Origin of the sequence: Vibrio hyugaensis, from assembly GCF_002906655.1 — a bacterium.
In the GTDB taxonomy this organism is placed as follows: Bacteria; Pseudomonadota; Gammaproteobacteria; order Enterobacterales; family Vibrionaceae; genus Vibrio; species Vibrio hyugaensis.
In genome coordinates this window covers 417,335-437,316 of sequence record NZ_CP025795.1, presented here as the reverse complement: position 1 = coordinate 437,316, position 19,982 = coordinate 417,335, and the positions used below count along the sequence as shown (strand labels likewise).

At 45.9% G+C, this 19,982-nt stretch carries 19 protein-coding genes and 1 pseudogene; 9 read left to right on the top strand and 11 right to left on the bottom strand.

From position 1 onward, the window contains the following. Nucleotides 1–284: 284 nt before the first annotated feature. From C1S74_RS19185 to C1S74_RS19170, 4 genes are all read right to left on the bottom strand, one after another. Complete coding sequence (locus C1S74_RS19185; RefSeq protein ID WP_045396932.1) at nt 285–713, bottom strand: ribosomal maturation YjgA family protein; 429 nt, start codon at nt 711–713, stop codon at nt 285–287. Continuing rightward, nucleotides 700–2,040 carry a cell envelope integrity protein CreD gene (creD, locus tag C1S74_RS19180; RefSeq protein WP_045396929.1) on the bottom strand — a complete coding sequence of 447 codons (1,341 nt, stop codon included), beginning with the start codon at nt 2,038–2,040 and terminating at the stop codon, nt 700–702. Before creD ends, C1S74_RS19185 begins: the two co-directional genes overlap by 14 nt. 75 nt (nt 2,041–2,115) lie before the next feature. After that, nucleotides 2,116–3,558, bottom strand: coding sequence for a two-component system sensor histidine kinase CreC (gene creC / locus C1S74_RS19175; protein WP_045396926.1), 1,443 nt, complete (start codon nt 3,556–3,558; stop codon nt 2,116–2,118). Beyond that, nucleotides 3,558–4,268: a response regulator gene (locus C1S74_RS19170; protein ID WP_045396924.1), complete on the bottom strand. Its 711-nt coding sequence runs from the start codon at nt 4,266–4,268 to the stop codon at nt 3,558–3,560. Before C1S74_RS19170 ends, creC begins: the two co-directional genes overlap by 1 nt. Nucleotides 4,269–4,528: 260 nt before the next feature. Between C1S74_RS19170 and C1S74_RS19165 the strand changes: the two genes are divergently transcribed. Beyond that, complete coding sequence (locus C1S74_RS19165; RefSeq protein ID WP_009706451.1) at nt 4,529–5,041, top strand: DUF2799 domain-containing protein; 513 nt, start codon at nt 4,529–4,531, stop codon at nt 5,039–5,041. A 35-nt stretch (nt 5,042–5,076) separates the two neighbouring features. On the opposite strand, the gene C1S74_RS19160 is transcribed toward C1S74_RS19165, so the two are convergent. Together C1S74_RS19160 and C1S74_RS19155 are read right to left on the bottom strand one after the other, a co-directional pair. Then, complete coding sequence (locus tag C1S74_RS19160) at nt 5,077–5,535, bottom strand: GNAT family N-acetyltransferase (protein WP_045396920.1); 459 nt, start codon at nt 5,533–5,535, stop codon at nt 5,077–5,079. Between the two features lie 90 nt (nt 5,536–5,625). After that, on the bottom strand, nt 5,626–6,096 hold the full coding sequence (locus tag C1S74_RS19155) for a GNAT family N-acetyltransferase (protein ID WP_045396919.1): 471 nt from the start codon (nt 6,094–6,096) through the stop codon (nt 5,626–5,628). Nucleotides 6,097–6,228: 132 nt separating this feature from the next. Here C1S74_RS19155 and C1S74_RS19150 point away from each other — a divergent pair, with 132 nt between their 5' ends. Together C1S74_RS19150 and yidZ are read left to right on the top strand one after the other, a co-directional pair. After that, nucleotides 6,229–7,419, top strand: a complete 1,191-nt coding sequence (locus C1S74_RS19150; RefSeq protein ID WP_045396916.1) for an MFS transporter — start codon at nt 6,229–6,231, stop codon at nt 7,417–7,419. Next, nucleotides 7,394–8,356: an HTH-type transcriptional regulator YidZ gene (yidZ, locus tag C1S74_RS19145; protein WP_045396913.1), complete on the top strand. Its 963-nt coding sequence runs from the start codon at nt 7,394–7,396 to the stop codon at nt 8,354–8,356. The genes C1S74_RS19150 and yidZ overlap by 26 nt, the downstream gene beginning before the upstream one ends. 58 nt (nt 8,357–8,414) lie before the next feature. On the opposite strand, the gene C1S74_RS19140 is transcribed toward yidZ, so the two are convergent. From C1S74_RS19140 to C1S74_RS19125, 4 genes are all read right to left on the bottom strand, one after another. Continuing rightward, on the bottom strand, nt 8,415–8,855 hold the full coding sequence (locus C1S74_RS19140; protein ID WP_045396910.1) for a pentapeptide repeat-containing protein: 441 nt from the start codon (nt 8,853–8,855) through the stop codon (nt 8,415–8,417). A 102-nt stretch (nt 8,856–8,957) separates the two neighbouring features. Continuing rightward, complete coding sequence (locus C1S74_RS19135) at nt 8,958–9,350, bottom strand: ArsR/SmtB family transcription factor (protein WP_045396909.1); 393 nt, start codon at nt 9,348–9,350, stop codon at nt 8,958–8,960. Nucleotides 9,351–9,426: 76 nt separating this feature from the next. Further along, nucleotides 9,427–10,356 carry a permease gene (locus tag C1S74_RS19130; protein WP_045397622.1) on the bottom strand — a complete coding sequence of 310 codons (930 nt, stop codon included), beginning with the start codon at nt 10,354–10,356 and terminating at the stop codon, nt 9,427–9,429. Nucleotides 10,357–10,664: 308 nt separating this feature from the next. Next, a complete protein-coding gene (locus C1S74_RS19125; protein WP_045396906.1) occupies nt 10,665–11,561 on the bottom strand; it encodes an alpha/beta hydrolase in 897 nt (298 codons plus the stop codon). A 147-nt stretch (nt 11,562–11,708) separates the two neighbouring features. Here C1S74_RS19125 and C1S74_RS19120 point away from each other — a divergent pair, with 147 nt between their 5' ends. After that, nucleotides 11,709–12,614 carry a LysR family transcriptional regulator gene (locus tag C1S74_RS19120; RefSeq protein WP_045396905.1) on the top strand — a complete coding sequence of 302 codons (906 nt, stop codon included), beginning with the start codon at nt 11,709–11,711 and terminating at the stop codon, nt 12,612–12,614. Nucleotides 12,615–12,647: 33 nt separating this feature from the next. Here the strand turns inward: C1S74_RS19120 and C1S74_RS19115 are convergent, their stop codons facing one another. Then, nucleotides 12,648–13,526 (bottom strand): 6-carboxytetrahydropterin synthase, encoded by an 879-nt coding sequence (locus C1S74_RS19115; protein WP_045397620.1) that lies wholly within the window; start codon nt 13,524–13,526, stop codon nt 12,648–12,650. Nucleotides 13,527–13,733: 207 nt separating this feature from the next. Between C1S74_RS19115 and C1S74_RS19110 the strand changes: the two genes are divergently transcribed. The 5 genes and pseudogenes from C1S74_RS19110 (at nt 13,734) to C1S74_RS19090 (ending at nt 19,973) form a co-directional block, all read left to right on the top strand. Beyond that, complete coding sequence (locus C1S74_RS19110) at nt 13,734–14,603, top strand: DMT family transporter (protein WP_045396902.1); 870 nt, start codon at nt 13,734–13,736, stop codon at nt 14,601–14,603. 391 nt (nt 14,604–14,994) lie between these two features. Then, nucleotides 14,995–17,168 (top strand): annotated as a pseudogene (locus C1S74_RS19105) (FUSC family protein). 10 nt (nt 17,169–17,178) lie between these two features. Beyond that, the gene (locus C1S74_RS19100; protein WP_045396898.1) at nt 17,179–18,870 is read left to right on the top strand and encodes a TolC family protein; all 1,692 of its coding nucleotides are present in this window, start codon (nt 17,179–17,181) and stop codon (nt 18,868–18,870) included. Continuing rightward, the gene (locus tag C1S74_RS19095) at nt 18,870–19,073 is read left to right on the top strand and encodes a DUF1656 domain-containing protein (protein WP_019821560.1); all 204 of its coding nucleotides are present in this window, start codon (nt 18,870–18,872) and stop codon (nt 19,071–19,073) included. The genes C1S74_RS19100 and C1S74_RS19095 overlap by 1 nt, the downstream gene beginning before the upstream one ends. A gap of 12 nt (nt 19,074–19,085) precedes the next feature. Further along, nucleotides 19,086–19,973, top strand: coding sequence for an HlyD family secretion protein (locus C1S74_RS19090; protein ID WP_045396895.1), 888 nt, complete (start codon nt 19,086–19,088; stop codon nt 19,971–19,973). The last annotated feature ends 9 nt before the right edge of the window (nt 19,974–19,982 follow it).

Below are 19,982 nucleotides of genomic sequence, written 5' to 3'. Positions count from 1 at the left end.
TTACTTATAATGCGACCTTCACCATATTTTATAAACCCAAACCGTTACCTAGATTCCATTTGCTTTTATTTCATACTAAATGACTAATTTAACAATGAAAAAAGGCACCAAGCGGTGCCTTATAAGGGCAGATAAACCAAGCGATTAGCCCCCCTACAACAGCTCTCTGCTGGTTAGTGACCAAAGATATACCCGTTTGAGTAAACTGATTCTGAGTCTCTTACGAACACCTCGCTTTGACTGGTTGCATTGGGTTCTTGTAGAAACCACTTTCAACTTCGTTTTCATTTCTTTTCCATCCACCAACACAGTAGACCTCCGATGCAGTAAGCCAGCAGATCTTTCCAATCAAACGTAGCTCCCAAAATCACGGTTAGAGGCGATGAAGGTTCGATACCAAGCCAAGCCGCGACCTGAACCAATTGCCCTAACTCGACAGCAAACGCAATCAACACCACCAGCGAAGCAAGCCAGTGAACGGGCATGGAGAACAAGCTTGCAAGAAAGTAGTAGAGCCAAACCACAACGAGAGCATCACCAAATGTCGGGCGAATAAAGCTGTCTCGAACATAGAGCGCAATAACGACCAATGCGATAAAACACACCAAGCTTTTGAGTCCATTTTTTGCAGAGAATCGCAGGTGGATAGCGGACGTCTCTTCCATCATTTCGCTTGGCTGACCAGTGAGAGTTGCTCGCTTAAATATCTTCATGATTCGCCTTTGCGGTCTCTTCTGCTTTCTTATTTCGGGCGTACCAGTCGATGTTGCGAGTAATGACCATAGTGAAGCTCAAAATCGCGAAGCACAGTAATGTCCCCATGACCAATGCGTAGCTCTCTGCTTGTAACAAGCCAAACAGCAATCCGTAGAGAGTGAGCAAACACGCTCCGAATATCGCGCCGTGTTTGGTGTTGCTCAACATACCGCTCACGTACACACTTAAAAGCCCCGTCGATGCAATTGCCGACACCACATACGCCCAGTTAAAGCCGAGGTGTTCACTCATCGAAATCAGCAATAGATAGAAAAGTGCTAAAGCCAGACCAATAAAACCGTATTGTACTGGGTGAACCGGACGCGCTTGGAACAGCTCCAGCAAGAAGAAACTCGCAAATACTAATGTAATAACCAACAGTGAATAGTTCACAGCTCGATGGGACTTCAAATAGTGGTCCACGGGATCAATCAAATCTACGCCCATTTGTCGCTGTTCAAGCTCGTGACAAGCGTGATTCGATGACAAACAGCTTTGGAACAGCTGCGCGATATTGGTAGAGAAGTTATTGCTCGCCCACTGTGCGTTAAATCCATCTTCAGAGACCTCTGACGAGACTGGTAAGTAATCACCAATAAAGCTTGGATGCGCCCATGTTGAAGAGAGCTCAACCGTTGTTTGACTGCCGATTGGTGTGACTTGAAGCTGACCCATCCCTTGCAGCAAGAAGTTAAGATCGAAAGCCAAAGGTTGTTCTTTGTTTAGGTCTGCAAGTGTCAGAGCACTGTGGAAGCCTTGTGGTAACTGGTCTAACCCTGTTCCCGGCTCGACTTCAATATCAGAGCTCGCCATGGTCATGTCATCCAAACGAATCAATCCACGGCTGTCTTCAATGCCAACGACTAGGCTCATGTTTTCAATATCAAGCCCCTGCAACGCCGCGAGATCGTCTGCATCAAAAGTGCCTTTCAGTGCCACTTGTGCTTTGTATAAACGCGCGCGGTAAATGCCACGATACTTCTCAAAACTGTCCAGATTCGCGCTCATATCGAAAGTGCTGGGTAACAGGAATTTACGACGCTCTTTAATCTGTGCTTTGTCATCTCGGTAACTGGTTTCGGTGTAGTTAACCATGATGAATGGGCCAATGATGCGCTGCTCGCCGCTGCTGCTGCGTGCGATGTCGTTTCTGACTTCATCTTGGCGATATGAGCGCTCTGAGATCAGCCCTGTGACCATTGAAAGCGGGATTTGCAGTAAGACAAACAAAAACAGCACGAAGGCTAACTTCGTGCCGAGTTGGTTATTGAGGATCTTTTTCATGTTTCATTCTCCATTTGCTGATGGGAGTAATCTAAATCAGCAATTTGGAGAACGAATGGAGCTAATGTGGAGTTTCTATGGAGTTGGTAAAATCAGGGTCACTTTCACGCCAGAATCGACGTTCTCTACTTGCAACTTACCTTTGTGCAGCTTGATCACTTGCTCAACAAAATTAAGCCCAAGCCCAGTACTCTTAACACCATTTTCTCGAGCGAGGGAATAGAAGCGCTCAGTCAAACGAGGCATTGCGTAGTCGGGAATGTGAGGGCCTGAATTGAAAATCGACAAGCACACCTTCTCTTTCGTGACCTCAGTTGTCCATTCAATGCATCCCTCTGAATGAACAAAATCCAGCGCATTGTCCATCAGGTTAAAAACGGCTTGTTTCAGTAAGAAGGCATCACCAAGCACGGTGAGATGGTCATCAATTTGGATGTTGGCATCGACCGACTTAGCACTCAAGCGCGCATCCGCCGATTCAACCACTTCATTGACCATTTGTTTTAGCGAGATAGCTTCGACTTGCTCTAGCTCAGGGCGCTTTTCAAGACGAGCAAGTTCTAGCAACTTATCAATCAATGACTGCATGCGGTCGCTCTCTCGCTCAATGTTGCCAGCAAAGCGTGTGACCTTTTCTTCAGGCAACGGCATTTGCAATATTTCACTCGCGCCTTTAATTGCTGATAACGGGCTTTTCAACTCATGAGTCAGCGTCTGCACGTACTCTTCCACATACTGTTTACCATCGAGTTGGTTGCGCATTTTCTCTAATGCGTCGCTTAGCGTGCCGTACTCATAAAAGATACGAAATGTCGGCTTAGAAACCTTTTCACCCTCACCCATTTTGGTCGCGTAGTCTTCTAGCTTGTTCAGTGCCGAGTGAATTCGCCAAGCAAACAATGCCCCTGCCAATAGCACTAAACCACTCATCCACACCATCCAAAACAACACATTGCGTTTAGAAAGATCGATGAAGGGTTGTACTGAGCGATTGGATTTTGCCACCGTCACGCTGCCAATGATTTCGCCTTTGTGGTAAATGGGCGCAGCAACGTGCATAACGGTTGAGAGCGGATCTTTCGGGTCTTCGATGGTACTGCGCGCCCCGTATTGACCACGCAAAGTGAGATACACATCATTCCATTGCGAGTAGTCTTTGCCAACGTCTTGCTGCCAAGAGTCCGCAATCACGATGCCTTGTTTGTCGGTAATGTAAATTCGATGGTTAATCGCTTTTTTGCCAATTTCCCAAATGCGCGCTTGAGGTTCTCGCTGCCCATAAGCCGCTAGTAGTTTGGAGAAGCGACTCTCAGGCAACTTTCCGTTTGCAACGTCTTCTTCCGCCAATACCGCAAGCAAGTTCGCCATATCCACCAGCGTCTCTTCGGTGGTTTGGCGCACGGTTGGCTTAAGTTCTTGGACGACCGTTTTGCTCACCATGTAAGCCGTCATTCCGACTAAGATGAAGTAGAGAAAAAACAGTCTGAGTCCAAGCGGGATCTTCGGCCAGCGATTCATCATTCACCTTTAATGCAGTAAAAGTAACCAAAGCCACGCTTGGTACAGATGCGTTCAGACATCTCAAACGGCTTCAACTTATGGCGAATAGCTTTGATGTGGGTATCGATATTGCGCTCGTACGCAGCTTCCGGCGCCATGTCAGCAGCGACCATGAGCTGCTCTCGGCTCAATACATTGGAAGAGACGGAAATCAGTTTATCGAGGATCTTAAATTCGACTGCGGTCAGCCCAAGCATTTGCCCACCCACACCATAGTCGAAGTTTTGCGCAACCAAATCATGGCTCAATTGAGGTTGTTCTGGAACAGCCACAGGCTCCGGTTTGTGCTCCTTCATTGGCGTTTTGGCTTTGATTCTAAGCTTAATGCGCGCCAACATTTCGCGCGGGCTAAATGGCTTCGTCACGTAATCATCCGCGCCAATCTCCAAGCCTACCACTCGGTCAATTTCATCGCTTCTTGCGGTGAGAAAGATAATGGGAATATCAGAAAACTCACGGATGGTTTTGCACAATTCAAAACCATTGCCATCCGGCAAGCCTACGTCTAACACAAGTAACGCTGCGGAGTTGCGTTCTAAAAAGGCCAAGCCCTCTCCTGCCGTTGCAAACCACTCTGCGTGGTAGCCATCCATCTCTAATACATGAATCAGATTCTCTGCGATGGCAGATTCATCCTCAATAATGACGACGGTTGATTGGTCGCTCAATGTTCTAACCTCACTGACGATACTTGTTTAGATGCACATCTTGTTCACTTACTTTGGAGCAAAGGCTATCGAATTGATACCACAAAGGCAAAATCCGTGAATAATATTAATCAAACACCCTCTCATTCAGCGTGGTGAACTTATCACTCACGCTGATGAGTCACTACAATTGTGAATACAATGATTTCAACCATTGATATGAACAGTGTTCATTTTACACTCGAGTTATCAATTCGATTTTGTTTAAAGGACAGTAACTGATGAAAAGAGCGCTAATCCCCCTAGCTTTACTCACTTTGCTCTCTGGTTGCGCCAGCATGTCTCCGGATGAGTGCAAGACGGCGAACTGGTACAAGGTAGGTTATCAAGATGGCCGAGACGGCAACGATCCAAACGTTATTAATAGCTATACCGAAGACTGTGGTGAAGCGGGGGTGACACCAGACCGAGCGAAATGGAAAGAAGGTTTTGATAAAGGTACGATCCAATATTGCTCACCAGACAATGGTTACACTGTCGGTATCGAAGGCAAAGAATATTACGGTGTGTGCAGCAGCAAAGAGTTCATCGAGAACTACCAGTTAGGTCATCAAGAATATCAACGCCAACAACGCATCCAAGAGATCGATACTGAAATCTCGGTCATCGATAATCAACTTGATGGCAATCCAGACAAAGACAATGCCAAGCGTCTGAAAGAGAAGAGAAAGCGATTGGCTGACGAGCGTTCAGACCTCTTGTCGCCAACCATCAACTTGAATCTAAATTTCTAAATCGTTTGGATTCAGCTAACTAAATATTAGTGACCCTAGCTCAGTTCTAGGGTCATGAATTGGCTGTTCGGATCGAGTTCGTAATCACCGAACGGCTCGCAGTACGCAAAGCCATGCTTTTCATACAACAGGCGCGCAGGTTTAAAAAACTCCATCGAGCCCGTTTCTAAACTCAAGCGCTGCAAGCCTTTTTGCTTCGCTTGCTCAATCACATGAATCAATAATTGAGATGCCACTCCTTGGTTTCTTGCCGCTGGCGTGGTGCGCATGGATTTCAGCTCCGCGTGTTGGTCATCCAACTCTTTAATCGCAGCACACCCAAGCAGTTGTTCACCCTTCCATCCGGTCCAAAATGTCACTTCTGGCGCTTTGAGCTTATCCAAATCTAACGTGTGCACGCTCTCTGGTGGCGACGTGGCGTACATGTCTTGCAGATGTTCTTCTAACAATGCGATGACTGCTGTTCTTTCTAAATTGTCGATTTCAATCTTCACATCTCTTCCTTGAGTCGTTCTTCTTAATCATTCAATTCCATTGAATTTATTGCAAAGTCTGAGCTGATACAATCTTTTATTTTACTCTTACTAGAGCGCTTGTCGCATGATGTACTGAGGTCCAACTGGGCCACCGTGATACAATTTATTCATGTCTTCAAACCCCGCTTTTAGATAACACTGATACGCTGGTATATTTCGGCAATTAACGGTCAAACAGAGAAAATCAAACGCTGGGTAATGTAGTTTGGCAAAATCAGCAAACTGGCTGATGGCTCGCTTGGCAATGCCTTTGCCTTGATGACGATGATCCACCAGTAATGAGCGAACACCTAAACTTCTTTGAGGGCAGAAGTCATAATCTGCACTGTACGCAGCATCAAATAAAAAGAACCCGACCACACGATCATCTTCAAGGATCAAATGAGGCAGCTCTGTCGGTTTAAGACTTTCCAATCGCTTACCAATATTCTCAACCGTAAACTGAGCTTGATCTTCTAAGACTTGCAGCTCAAGGGTTTGCTCATGACGGCATGGCGTGTACTTTTCAATGGTAATCATAATCATCCTTGCTGTTTTTACACCCATTTCATACAGGGTATGTCGTAAATGGAAATATCTACGGTCGTATTTCCCACTCGCAGGCAAACGTTTAGCACACTATTATCCTCATCAACTGTTAGTGAGGTTGTCATGTTTCGTTTTCTGCTTTGTAGTTTTTCCCTTGTATTACTCTATCCTACCGCGATTGATCTTTACCTTGTAGGTTTGCCACAAATTGCCGAGGATTTAAACGCCAGTGAATCACAGTTACACATTGCGTTCTCTATCTACCTTGCTGGTATGGCAACGACTATGTTGTTTGCAGGGAAGATCGCCGACTCCATTGGTCGAAAACCGGTGGCTATGGCTGGCGCTGCGATCTTCATTGCGGCATCACTACTTGGTAGCATGGCTGAGCAATCCACGACGTTTTTAATTGCTCGATTTGCCCAAGGTATTGGGGCTGGCTCTTGCTATGTGGTTGCTTTTGCTATTCTGCGCGACACATTGGATGACAAACGCCGCGCTAAGGTGCTGTCGATGCTTAACGGCATTACCTGCATCATTCCTGTCATCGCCCCCGTTGTTGGCCATCTCATTATGCTCAAATTCCCTTGGCCAAGCCTGTTCACCACAATGGCAGGCATGGGTGTGGTAGTTTGTTTGCTTTCGATCTTGGTGCTGAAAGAATCAAAGCCTAGCATAATACCACAGCAAAACACCGCTTCAGCTTCTACCCAAGAAATGTTCGCGGAGCGCTTTTTTATCAGCCGACTCATCATTACGGCCATCGGCGTGACCACCATTCTTACCTACGTGAATATCTCTCCAATGCTGGTGATGGGCGAACTTGGTTTTGATCGTGGTGGCTATTCTTCTGTCATGGCAGGCACAGCATTAGTCAGTATGATCACTTCTTTCTCTGCGCCATTGGCATTGTCTTACTTTAAGCAACGTACTCTGATGCTGACTTCGCAAACCTTTCTTGTCAGTGCTGCGATGGTGATTGGTTTTGCGCATCTAAACCAATGGGGAATCCCATTTTACTTATTCGGATTTGGGCTGATTTGCGCAGGCTTCTCGATTGGCTTTGGCGTGGCCATGAGTCAAGCGCTCAGCCCTTTCTCTCTGCGTGCTGGTGTAGCAAGCTCCCTACTAGGCATTGCTCAAGTGTGTTGCTCTGCCCTCTACATCTGGTTTATGGGTTTAATCGGCGTTAATGCGCTGAATATGTTGGTGTTTGTGTTAGCTATAGGTGGCGCAATCAGCTTGGCTCTAATACTATTTATTCCTAAGCCTGCTCATGAAAGTCACTATGAAGAAATCACTAGCCCGTCTTGATCTCAACCTGCTGTTCACTCTGCAATTGCTACTGCAAGAGCAGAGTGTTTCCAAAGCATCGAAGAAATTGAACGTCACGCCGTCAACAGTGAGTAAATCGCTCAATAAGCTTCGTGACTGGTTTGATGATCCTCTGTTTGTGAAAACACCGAAAGGATTAGCACCGACTCCATTAGCGCAAAGCATGGAGCAGGATCTTGCGGAATGGCTACAAATTGGCAGTCAAATTGCGGAGAAGCGCAGCGATATAGCACCCAAAGGCGTGCGCTTTGACCTGACCATTGAGTCACCTTTAGTGCTGACGATTCTTGATGATCTTCTTGTTGCAATCCACCAGCGGTACCCAGATGCGAAAGTCAAAACCAGTAACTGGGATTACGATTCACTCGACGCGATTGTGCGTGGAGAAGCAGACATCGGCTTTACCGGCAGAGAGAGTCATCCCCGCTCAAAAGAGTCACTCGACCTACTTCCTTACTTTCTTGATTTCGAAGTGCTGTTCTCAGATTTACCTATGGTGTACCTACACAAAGATCACCCCGCATTAGAGCAGGAATGGAACCTTGAGACCTTTTTGAGTTACCAACACATCAACATTGTTTGGGAAAAGAGTGAGACGTGGGCACTGGACGAAGTGTTGAGTGAACTTGGCTTACAACGCTCTATTGGCTTAACCATGTCGAGCTTTGAACAGTCTCTGTTTATGGCCGCGCAACCACACCACAATATGCTGACCACAGCACCGCAGTACTGCGGCAGTTACACCAAAAAGCTGCATCCAGATTTGGTGTGCTTACCCATTCCATTAGAACAAACTCAACAAGATAAACTGCTGATCCCGTTCACCATGATTTGGCACAAACGTAATGCTTACAACCCAAAACTGTTGTGGTTACGGAATACCATTAAGGTGCTATATCGTTCAGAAAATAAGTAGCTACCATTCAAACACTTAACCAACTTAATGTTCATCGATTACGTGAAAAGTACATTTTTTAAACACAGAGAGCACCATTCGGCTTAGTTAACGTGATAAGCGTGCCTTTTGAAGCGGCTTGATGAAAGGCATCATCACTTACGTTTGTGTTCGCAAAGTTTGTGCGAAATAGATCGGCACGATACAAATCAACGTCTAGCATTTGCGCGTAACTCATGTCTGCATTTCGTAAATCTGCATCGCGGAACGTGGTGTTGTTCAGCTTTGCATGGCTGAAATTGGCGTAAGTGATGTCAGCCTCATTCATGTTCGTGCCCGATAAATCTGCGCCACTGAAGTTAGTGCGGATTAGGTTAGCACAACGCAGGTCAAGGTTTTGAAGTTCTAAGTGACTTAAGTCGGCATTACGTAATTGTGCACGCTGACCGCCTTGGTTTTCTAGCCAGAGTTTGTGCTGTTCAAGAATAGAATCGAGCTCTTTCTGAGTGTAGGTATTCATAGTTCACACCACCATTTTCATCGGGAATACCGGTATTAGGCATCCCTTTATTGCGTATCTCGTTATCACGTCTCTTTTTATCGCGCTTCATTTTATTGAGAACTAGCTAATCTTGCTGTGCCATATCTCGCTGTCTGGACCGATAACACATTCGCCATCAACTCGCATTGATAAACGAATCAGGCAACGTTTGGCCACTTCTTTGAAATCGTCTTCAGGCAAGTGTCTTACTGAGTCGACCAAGGCTTTACAGTGCGGAGCGGTTTGCTCTTTTAAGGTGTAGAACACCCACTTGCCTTTCTTCTCATGGTTGAGCAGGCCAGCTTTGTAGAGCATTTTAAGATTACGAGACACGTTGTATTGAGTTTCACCAATGATGTCGATTGCCTCAGCCACTGCCATGCATTCATCTACATGCAGGAACAACCAGAACAATCGCAGTCGATTCGGTTCTGATAAGGCTTTTAGCGAATCAATGTATTTTTCATCCATCATGGTTTTACCCTTCCAACTGAATAGCGCCACTCTCTATGAACGGCGCGAAGTTTTGTATTGTTCTGAGTAACCGATTTTACACAACGTATTGGAAGATAGCGCCACCAATGATGGCTGTCGTTAAGACGATTCCTACAAACGCGATTACGGCTTTTCTTTTTAGAACTGCAGATACTAGCGCGATTTCAGGCAAACTGGCACCTGTACCACCAATAATTAGTGCTAATGCTGCGCCTAAGCCCATTCCTTTAGCAATTAACACGTTAAGTAGCGGTATCGCCATCTCGATACGTAGGTAAAGCGGGATACCAATCAAGGAAGCGACCACGATAGATTGGAAGCTATCTCCGCCCACGTATTTCTCTACCAAGTCTGCTGGTAAGTAAGCTGCCGAGAATCCACTGATCGCCGCACCCAATAGTACATACGGGATGATTCGCTTAAATAAAGCCCAAGCACCACCCATTGCATTACGCATTCTTGATGCAGAAGAAGGGGCTACGCCACAAGTGTTGCCTGTGTTTTTGTTTGAACCTGAACAGCCTTTGTTTTTGGTGTCTTCAAGCTCAGCTCCGCGTTTGATCTCGTTTCTCCAAGGTGATTTAGAAATCAAGTAGCCACCTAGAACCGCAGCGGTGAAGGTCACCAAGAAGTACACCAGAGTGATCTTCAATCCAAACGCCGCATACACCATCGCCAATACGATGAAGTTACACAGTGGCGCCGAGATGATGAAGCTCATCACAGTACCTAATGATGCGCCCATTGACGCCATTGCCATGGTCACCGGAACCACGGCTGCGCTACAAAATGGGGTCAGCATCCCGAACAATGCGCCTAACAAGGTTCCCCATTTATCGTGTTTGGTCAGCGTCGCTTGGAGTTTATCTTGAGGGATATACTCTCGCATGATGCCAGTCAGTACCGACACAATAGCGATGATAACGACCAGACCTTTGGCCACATAAAAGAACTCATTTAACGCAATAACTAATTTAGCATCCACAATTGGAATCTCTAGCAAGTAAAAAGAGGGTGAATCATATACACACATGCACAATCGTGCAAGTATGTATATTTTATTTTTTAAATGACTGAGAGGAATCAAACGCGATTAAAAATCTAGACTTGGTTTTCTCCCAATGACTATTTCGTTCCAACAGGTACAAAAAAAGGGACGATACTCTCGTCCCTTTTCTCGGTTCATGCTTTGGTGTAAACGCAAGTTGTCATACACCAAAGTGTTTCCCATATTTTCGATAATACACAGGAGCTCATTTGCTAGTGGTTGTTCAATAAAAACAACTTACTAGGTTAATGCTGTTCGAAAAAATGAATGATCTTATCTACGGCTTGATCGACGTATTCGTCTTCATCATAGAGCCCAATGTGATTCGCACCTTCAATTCTAATCAGTTGTTTAGGCTGCAAAGCCGCATCAAACATTTGCTCACTTTCGTATGCGGAATCCGCTTCTGTACCGACAATCATCAACAGTGGTGTCGGTGTCAGGTTTGCAGCAATATCCAAAGCTGAAAAGTTAGCCAAAGACTCATAAGACCAAGGCAAAAACTTGCTTTCGTATAAGCCTTTTGCTCCGCGCTCTGTCATGTAGTACTGGTAGAACTCTCGAAACAGACGTGGCATTTCCTCACTGTCTTCAGCTGGTGCATGAGGCAGAAAATCAATCTGCCCAGTAGCAAGATAACGTTCTCTCGCTTCATTACCTTTAAGCAGTAAATCTAACAAACTCTCTCGACCAATGACGTTGTGATAAAAACCTCGGTGGTCAAAGTAAGCACTCACGGTCGCAAGTGATTTTACGCGTCGATCTGTCGCAACGGCGTGAGCTAAATACCCACCACCAGAACAAACACCTAACCCATGGATTTGCTCACTGTTCACATACGCTAAAGAACGTAAATATGTCACCCCGTTGCGGCAATCTTCCGCTTTATTATATGGGTTTTCATGAAATCTTGGCGCGCCTTCACTCGCGCCAAAACTGGCATGGTCAAACGTTAATACCACAAATCCCTTGGCAGCAATTTTCTCGGCGTAGATTCTTACCGTCTGCTCTTTCACACCCGCCTGTGGCGCAGCAATCAAAACCGCTGGTAAAGGGTTTTCCACTACGGATGGACGATGAATTTCCGCTGCAAGTCGGTTGCCATTGCTGAAAAATGAAGCTTCATATCTTGTTACTGTCACTCGATTCACTCTCTATGTTTAACGGTTTTTAGACGATAAAGACGAGCATTCACAAACATTTGCACTCTGCTCCTCTCTTTTAAACAAGTATAAGGAGCGCTATTATTCGGATATATATAGGCATTATGAAAACACTGTTAGGTTTATATGAACAATCTATCTTGGCGCGGTATTCGAGCGTTTATTTATGTAGCGGAATGTGGAAGCTTCACCTCCGCAGCCGAAACGATGGGCGCATCAAAGGCAAACGTAAGTCAGCTCGTGAGTGAATTAGAGTCCTCGCTAGGTGTTCAGTTACTCTATAGAACCACACGTCAGCTCCGCCTTACTGAGATTGGCGATGGTTACTTTCGTAAATGCAAAGAAGCGATGCTACAACTGGATACCGCCGCAGAATGGGCACAGCAAGCCACCAGCGAAATTAAAGGTCGGATTCACATGAATTCTGTCGGAGGTCCGATTGGCGAAGAGTTAATTGCACCATTGGTAATGAGTTTTCAAGCCGCCTACCCGAACGTAGAAGTAGAACTCGATTTCTCAAAACATCGTGTCGATCTGATAGAAGATAACTACGACCTAGTTCTACGAGTTGGCGAGATGCCAGACTCCACTCTCATCGCGCGCCGACTCACCACACTTCGCACACACTATGTCGCAAGCCCGGATTTTCTCGAACGACACCCAAATATCCTCGTCCCAGAAGATCTTAAAGCCTTACCTTTGATTCATGGCAGTGTGGAGCATTGGATCATGAAGAATCACAAAGAGCAGCGCGTCATCAATGTAGGGCAAGGTATTAAATCGGCAACGGGTAGAACAATGCGCCACGCCGCGATTTCTGGGCTAGGGGTAACGAGGCTAACCGATGTGTACTGCCATGCTGATTTAACATCAGGGAGACTTATCGAAGTACTCCCTGAGTGGTCAGAAAAAACCTTACTTTCGCTCGTCTGCCCGCCAGTCAAATATCAACTGCCAAGAGTCAAAATGCTTATGGATTGGATAAGCAACCGATTCGAAGAGCACTATAAGCAGTTCAAACTTGAATACTAATATCGAGCGAAAGAGCCTTTAAGTCGGATGCGTTTAGCGAAAAGCCATCGCCCCTTTCCCCACGCCTTCGTAGGCGATAACTTGTAGCGACTGCCCCTCACCCAAAGAGGTGGCTATTTCTTTGACAATAAATACCGCAAGGAGCTCAACCGTCGTATCAGTGTTCAACACTTCAGTCTCACTGTGTGCGATAGCAAGCTGGAACTCACCTTGTGATGTGGTGTAGCGAAAACCAAAATGAGTGTCGCAATTGATAAGGCTTGCATGCTCGCTCAGTTCGAGATTTGCGATTTCAACAAGATCTTCAATCGCTGCAAGGTAGATGTCTTGCCAGCGCTGGGCAAAAGCCAACTCGCGAGTTGTATCGCGTTGGCCATCAATCAAGATTTTGAGAGGAGAGCGATGCCCATGTGCAATACGTTGGCAGTTACCATCGTGCTTCTTCAAGCCGTGCGTATAGTGATAATATGCGCCATCAATCTTCTCGTGACGCAAAGTGATGTCTATAGAAGCCACGTTACTTGGTAGATTGCCTTTGAGTACTTTATGAATGTGCTCGGTCACGCTCTCAATAGAGATTTCTTCAGCATCAATAAAGCAGAATGCTTCATCAGGACAGTTCAAATGAATGCCCTTTTCGCCACGAGTGAGGTCGACCATCGAGTAGCCCACTTTGGCACGCGCAGAATGCACAGCTGAATTCTTGGACGGCACAAGTAACCGGTGATCGACATGTTCATCAACCAACTGTTTGATTTGCTTTTTGACTTTGGAGAAATCCAGCACCATGTTCATCTCATTGAGATCACCATGCATTACGACATCTAGAATCCAACTCTCTCCGACCATTCCTCGTGTTTCACACAAGTAAGAAGCATCAATAACGGTGAGATCCTTAACAAATAGATTCAAACTGAATTCCTCATTCATCTAGTTCACGGATTAAGATGAGTTGTTATACCATAACAACTATCTTTTCTACTCAATTTAACCTAATTCTGTACTTTACCATCTCATCTTGAGCTTTGTTTTCAGCTATAACTAATCACTTTATCAACTAATTAGTGGGGGATATTTAAAGTTACACTGCCTGCTCTCGCTGTAAATTAAGGATAAGGGATGTCGACGTTTCTACTGACTGCGATTGCTATGCTGGCCTTTGCTGCCAATTCACTGTTGTGCCGATTGGCATTGGCAGAGGGATTGATTGATGCTGGCAGTTTTACCCTTATCCGCTTACTCTCAGGTGCGGTCACACTTGTGTTCATTCTTCTACTTCGCGGAAACTGGCGTAGCCAATTACCAACAACTACGTTCAGTGTACTAGCCGGATTGGCACTATTTGGTTACGCAGCACTGTTCTCTTTCGCTTATATAAACCTAACAGCAGGAACGGGGGCCTTGTTACTTTTCGGGGCGGTTCAACTCACTCTGCTCGCACTCTATTGGTGGCAGGGACAGAGCTTTAAACCATTGGAGTTGGCTGGCATCACCGTATCTTTGATTGGGTTTGCTTGGCTAATGTTACCATCTGCAACGCGTCCAGATGCTTGGTCAGCGGTATTGATGGTTGTCTCTGGTTCTTGTTGGGCAGGGTTTACTGCGCTTGGCAAGCAAGCTCCTAGCCCAAGCAGCGGCATTACTTGGGGTTTTGTTGTCGCGTCTATTATGGGTCTGCTGCTTTCCCCTTTTCTTCTTGATTTCACAGGCTTCACCATCAAAGGCATACTGCTGGCAATAAGTTCTGGTGCGGTTGCCTCTGGCCTTGGTTACGTCTTCTGGTATCAAGTCATGCAAAAACTGTCTTTGCTACAGGCAGCAGTGAGCCAACTATCGGTACCAGTGATTGCACTAGCTCTAGGATCTTTGTTGTTGGATGAAATGCTGACGCTTCATTCATTGATGACCAGTGCGATTATTCTTAGTGGTATCACGCTAGTATTTTTATCTCGCTCCCAAAACGCGTCAAAGAACTCGCCAAGCCAATAAAAAATAAAAACTTTCCTGTCTACTTGGCTATCATCATCTATGCTTTTGTATAGGCAGTCAGTCTCACAATTTTATGGACGTGAACGCTGCTTAACGCACAGGCAATGTGTACTGATAGAAAACTTGGTTTGGTAATTCCTGCAAATCTGTATCAGTAATGAGATTATTTAGTTAAACGTTTTCTTAGTCATTCCCCCCTCACGCCATAGTCTGTGGGGGATGAACGGCAATTTGAACATTTTGACCCGATTTGGTTTTGACAAAGGATTTACAAACCGACGCTTTTCAATCGCTATATTCCGCCTCCGCATTTTTTTCAGAACGAAATTCTGATTATTGATTTAATAAATTCATTAACTTACAACCATAAGCCTGAGCAAACTTTGACACTATGAACGATAAAATCAAATTCGCCACAAAAGTCGCGCTTAGCCTAACTCTGGCTTATCTGATCCCGTTTGCGATGGGGTGGCCGCAAGCCTCAACCGCAGCAACTACCGTCATGCTGATTGCGTCTACAGGCAGCCGTCGTGAATCATTAGCAAAAGGGACATTACGTGTACTCGGCACGTTAGTCGGTGCCGTCATTGGTTTGTTGTTGGTGGGCATGTTCGCGCAAGATCGCTTGATGTACATGCTCAGTGTCTCGGTGGTGGTTTCCTTTATCTTCTACTTCCGCAATGCCTATCAAAAAGACCCAACTTTATTGGCCCTGACCGGCGTGATGGTCTTAATGATGTCTAATGGCGGTGATGCAGAAGGTGCGTTCATGTATGGTGTGGACCGTGCCCACATGACTGTTTTTGGGGTCGTACTTTACACCTTAGTTGGTACTTTCTTATGGCCGACGAAAACAGAACAAAATTTGCGCCAGATGATCGAGCAGCTTAACCAAGCTCAGCAAGCCTTATTCGCCGCCATCTTGCAGAATTTCGAAGAAAAGACGACTCCACAACACGGCACCACCCCGACTCTGGGCCAAAAGAAGGGGATGAAGAGCCCAACCCCAGTATTGACGAATTATTAGATAAAGTTTTTGCGGCTCAGAATGCTCTAGAGCAGCGCTTTGCAATGGTGAGCGTCGAATGCAGTGATGTATCTGCTTACATGAAAGAATGGCAACTCGCGGTTCACTTCAATAAGCAAATTACCCAAGAACTCAGCGTCGCAGCACACAGTCACTTTAGCCACCAGCAAGACCGAAGCTGCATCAATAACTTCAACCAAGCAGTTGAAGAAATCCAGCAATTGTTCAAGACCAGCCAAGAAATGTGGGATAACGAAGGGCCGGCTTACCGCGCGCAAGAGTTCAAAATCGATTACAACCAAGAAGCTCTCGCAAATGCTTCCCATCTTGTAAAGGGTTCCGCTCTTACACTTGGTCACTTGCTAAAACTGATGCATCAGAGCTTATCGCGCCTATCAGAAAGCATCAGCTGTATTGACTCGGTAACCAACAACGTTTCATTCAAACAAGAGCTACCAAAGCAGAAGAGCAAGTTTCTGTGGTGGGATGCAGAAAACTTTAAAACCGCAGTCAAAACTTTTACCACTTACTGGGTCGCGGGCCTGATTTGGATTTACTTTAATCCTCCAGGAGGTTACTCGTTTGTGACCTTCTCAACCCTGTTTATGTCGCTGCTGTCGTTTGTTCCGGTTCACCCATTTATGCTGCTGATTTTGTTTACCTTCGGTTTCTTGTTTGCGGTGCCTTCGTACGTCTTCATCTTACCGGGATTGGAATTAGGTTCTGAACTGGGTTTATTTATCTTCATCTATACCTTTGTCGGCTTTTACCTATTTAAGGGCCCGGTGACAATTTTCTACATGATAGGGTTGTTCGTGCTTGGACTCGATAACAACATGACCTATCACTTCGGGATTCTGATGACAATTATGACCTTGTTCTACATGGTGGTATTTATGATCATTTTTGCTCACTACTTCCCATTCAACTCACGTCCCGAGCATCTATTCTTGACCTTAAAAGAGCGGTATTTCCGGCACGTAGGTGATTTGTTTAGTAGCTACCACCAACCATCAAACTCAAGCTTCAAATCCATCAAGCGCTCACTGCACTTGGTAACACTGAATGTGTCATCGAAAAAACTCAAAGTTTGGGGCTCGAAGGTCAACCACAAACTGTTTGATAAAACGACACCAGAGGCGATAGGTGCATTCAGCAAGTCATGTGATGCGTTGAGTAACCACGTCAACATTCTGATTGCTGCTGAACAGAAACTGCTAAGTAACCCACTTATCAAACAGTTACGCAGCAAACATACCGATTCCATATTACCTCTGATGGCAGGTGCATTAGCGAGCCATCAACCAACAACTGAACTCGATTCAGTGTTCGAACAATACAGCCAAGATTACCAATCCTTTGAAAATAAACTGGAAGATTTCTTTCGTGAGTTGGATTTATCTGACTACGCTTATTCAGAGATTGCCGGTTTTTATATCTTGCTGAATTTAAAACGGAACGTGTTCGAAGCAATCAACCAATGCAAGCAAACCTACGAGGATATCGATTGGGTGAACTTACGTCAGAAGCGGTTTTAAAGGTGAGGATATGATGCTTCTAAAATTAACGAAACCAAGCCTCGCCATACTCTCTGTGCTCGGGCTGAGTGCGTGTACAACTTTGGGCCCGGACTATGCCCACCCAGAGCAAACCACGCTGCCAAGTGATTGGTCGGTAGAAAAAGCCGCACAAGACACAAAACAATTAGAGAAAAAGCAGTCAGAGCAAAAATTACAGCAGTGGTGGCAGCAATTTAACGATCCTACCCTTAACCAATTGGTCGAGATGGCCAGTCAACAAAACCTCGATCTTGAGGCGGCGGGCCTGCGTATTGTTCAAGCGCGCTCACTACTGGGTATCTCCACTGGATTACAGTACCCGCAAGTGCAAACCGTATCCGGTAACTTGGCAAGAGCTTATGTTAACGACCAAGGTGTGAATAACGCGGCACTTTCTTTTGATGCCGCTTGGGAGATGGATATCTGGGGCAAATACGCTCGTGGCATTGAGTCCGCAGAAGCGAGTTATTATGCGTCGATTGCGTCTTATCACGACATTATGGTGACCATCACTGCAGAAGTGGCGCGCAACTACATCAACTACCGTACTTTCCAAGAACGTATTCTGCTTTCTCGTCGGAATATCGAAATCCAAGAGCGTGTGGTGAATATCACTCAAGTGCAGTTTGATTCTGGCAACGTGACTGAACTCGACGTTCAACAGGCGAAAAACCAGTTGTTCAACACCAAAGCAGCGCAACCATCGCTAGAGATTGCGATGAAGCAATCACGAACAGCCTTGGCGTTGTTACTTGGCGTCTTGCCAGAGGAAGTGGAAGGCTTACTGAAATCTGCCAGCTTTGCACAACGCATGGCGGATTATGAAAACCAATTCAAATCATCAGGCAGAAAACCAGCCTTGTCCGGAAATGACGAACGTTCAATAGTGCCTCGCCCACCGCTTCTTGACGACAAAGTCGATGCAAACTTAGTGATGCGTCGCCCCGACCTTCAAGTGTCAGAAATGCAGGCTCGCGCTCAAAGCGCCAAAATTGGTGTAGCAGAAACCGCGCTTTACCCAAGCTTCTCCCTGTTTGGCTCTATCGGCATCGACAGCACAGTGCCAGATGGCCGCAGCTTTAGTTTCAGTGACTCACTCACCATGGTGGTAGGTCCTACATTCAGTTGGAACATCTTCCAATACGGTCGAGTGAAGAACAACATTCGTTTCGAGGATGCTCGCTTCCAAGAAACGCTCACCAACTACAACAAGAAGGTACTTCAAGCCGTCAATGAAGTGACCAATGCGCTCGAAGCATATGACTTGTACTTAGAGCAAAAATCATTGCGTCTGCAATCGGTGAACTCCTCCATTCGTGCGTTCAATATCTCGATGACTCAGTATGAGAATGGCCAAATTTCGTTTGAGCGGCTGCTGAACTCGGTAGAAAAAATGACACGAGCAGAAGACAGCTACGCCACCATTAAGGGCAATGTCGCCAACCAAGTTGTGGCGCTGTACAAAGCGCTCGGGGGTGGTTGGGAAACCCAAACCGGCAAACCATTCATATCCGAAACCGTCGCGAAGCAAATGCAAGACCGCAGCGATTGGGATGGTTTGTTGGATGAAGAGGAACGCGCTCTGCCACCGCTCCGTATAGAGAATTCTACCTCGAAAGATCAAGTAGAAAGCGATAACACACAGCAAGACGGTGCGCAACAAGATGGGGAGGTGCAGTAATGCCACATGAACTCTCCTGGGGTGACGTGTATTTCTCTCCCTTATTGCTAGTGCTGTTTCTCTCAGTCACCGCAACTTGGATTACAGTAATCATTTTAAATAAAACGCGTCTGTCTCGTTTCATTGCGTTTCCGTCTCTGACATTCCTTGCCATCATGGTGTTTTACGTGGTGGCCATCGACAGTTTTTATATACAGTTTTAGGTGTCCAACAAGATGAAAAAACTACTCGTTATTGCACTCAATCTTGTCATTCTTGGTGGCGCGGCATGGTTCGGCTATCAGAAGTTCGAAGAGTACTTTAATAACCCGTGGACACGGGATGGTCAGGTTCGTGCCAACGTCATTAAAGTTGCACCACGAGTCTCTGGTCCTATCGTGAAAGTTACGGTGCAAGACAACCAAGAAGTGAAAAAAGGCGATTTGCTGTTTGAGATAGACCCTACCACTTATGAAGTTGCGCTCTCTCAAGCGGAAGTAGCATTGCAAAAATCAATCGTAAGTTCACGTGGTAAGAAGATCGAATACGACCGTTTAAAAGACATTCGCGCTAAAGACCGTGGTGCCGTTTCTCACAAAGACTTGATCCGCCGCGAGATCACTTACGAAGAGTCACTACTGCAAATCAAATCCGCTGAAGAGCAATTGAAATCCGCTCGTCTGAATCTGAGCTACACCAAGGTCTATGCGTCAGTTGACGGTTTTGTCTCTAACCTAGATATCCGTGACGGTACGCAAGCAGTCGCAAACCAACCGTTAGTGGCACTTATCGATAAAAACAGTTTCTGGGTATTTGGTTTCTTCCGTGAAAACCAATTGGCTCAAATTGCTCCGGGTAGCGACGCGCGCGTGACATTGATGTCGCACCCTGACAACCCTATCGATGCCACCGTAGATTCTATCGGTTGGGGTATCGCCCCTAAAGACGGCACTGTGGGTTATAACCTTTTGCCTAACGTGAACCCGGTATTCCAGTGGATTCGCCTAGCACAACGTATTCCTGTTCGAGTGTCACTGCATGAATTGCCGGAAGGCGTTGATCTGAGATTCGGACTTTCCGCTTCCATCATGGTGATGAAGGACTCATCACAAGAACAAAAATAGGAGTTAAAC

Coding starts and splice junctions, on each gene's coding strand:
- C1S74_RS19120 (WP_045396905.1), top strand. CDS start 11,709: ATGAACAATCTATCTTGGCGCGGTATTCGAGCGTTTATTTATGTAGCG.
- C1S74_RS19150 (WP_045396916.1), top strand. CDS start 6,229: ATGTTTCGTTTTCTGCTTTGTAGTTTTTCCCTTGTATTACTCTATCCT.
- C1S74_RS19155 (WP_045396919.1), bottom strand. CDS start 6,096: ATGATTACCATTGAAAAGTACACGCCATGCCGTCATGAGCAAACCCTT.
- C1S74_RS19165 (WP_009706451.1), top strand. CDS start 4,529: ATGAAAAGAGCGCTAATCCCCCTAGCTTTACTCACTTTGCTCTCTGGT.
- yidZ (WP_045396913.1), top strand. CDS start 7,394: ATGAAGAAATCACTAGCCCGTCTTGATCTCAACCTGCTGTTCACTCTG.
- creD (WP_045396929.1), bottom strand. CDS start 2,040: ATGAAAAAGATCCTCAATAACCAACTCGGCACGAAGTTAGCCTTCGTG.
- C1S74_RS19110 (WP_045396902.1), top strand. CDS start 13,734: ATGTCGACGTTTCTACTGACTGCGATTGCTATGCTGGCCTTTGCTGCC.
- C1S74_RS19095 (WP_019821560.1), top strand. CDS start 18,870: ATGCCACATGAACTCTCCTGGGGTGACGTGTATTTCTCTCCCTTATTG.
- C1S74_RS19140 (WP_045396910.1), bottom strand. CDS start 8,855: ATGAATACCTACACTCAGAAAGAGCTCGATTCTATTCTTGAACAGCAC.
- C1S74_RS19100 (WP_045396898.1), top strand. CDS start 17,179: ATGATGCTTCTAAAATTAACGAAACCAAGCCTCGCCATACTCTCTGTG.
- C1S74_RS19135 (WP_045396909.1), bottom strand. CDS start 9,350: ATGATGGATGAAAAATACATTGATTCGCTAAAAGCCTTATCAGAACCG.
- C1S74_RS19090 (WP_045396895.1), top strand. CDS start 19,086: ATGAAAAAACTACTCGTTATTGCACTCAATCTTGTCATTCTTGGTGGC.
- C1S74_RS19185 (WP_045396932.1), bottom strand. CDS start 713: ATGAAGATATTTAAGCGAGCAACTCTCACTGGTCAGCCAAGCGAAATG.
- creC (WP_045396926.1), bottom strand. CDS start 3,558: ATGAATCGCTGGCCGAAGATCCCGCTTGGACTCAGACTGTTTTTTCTC.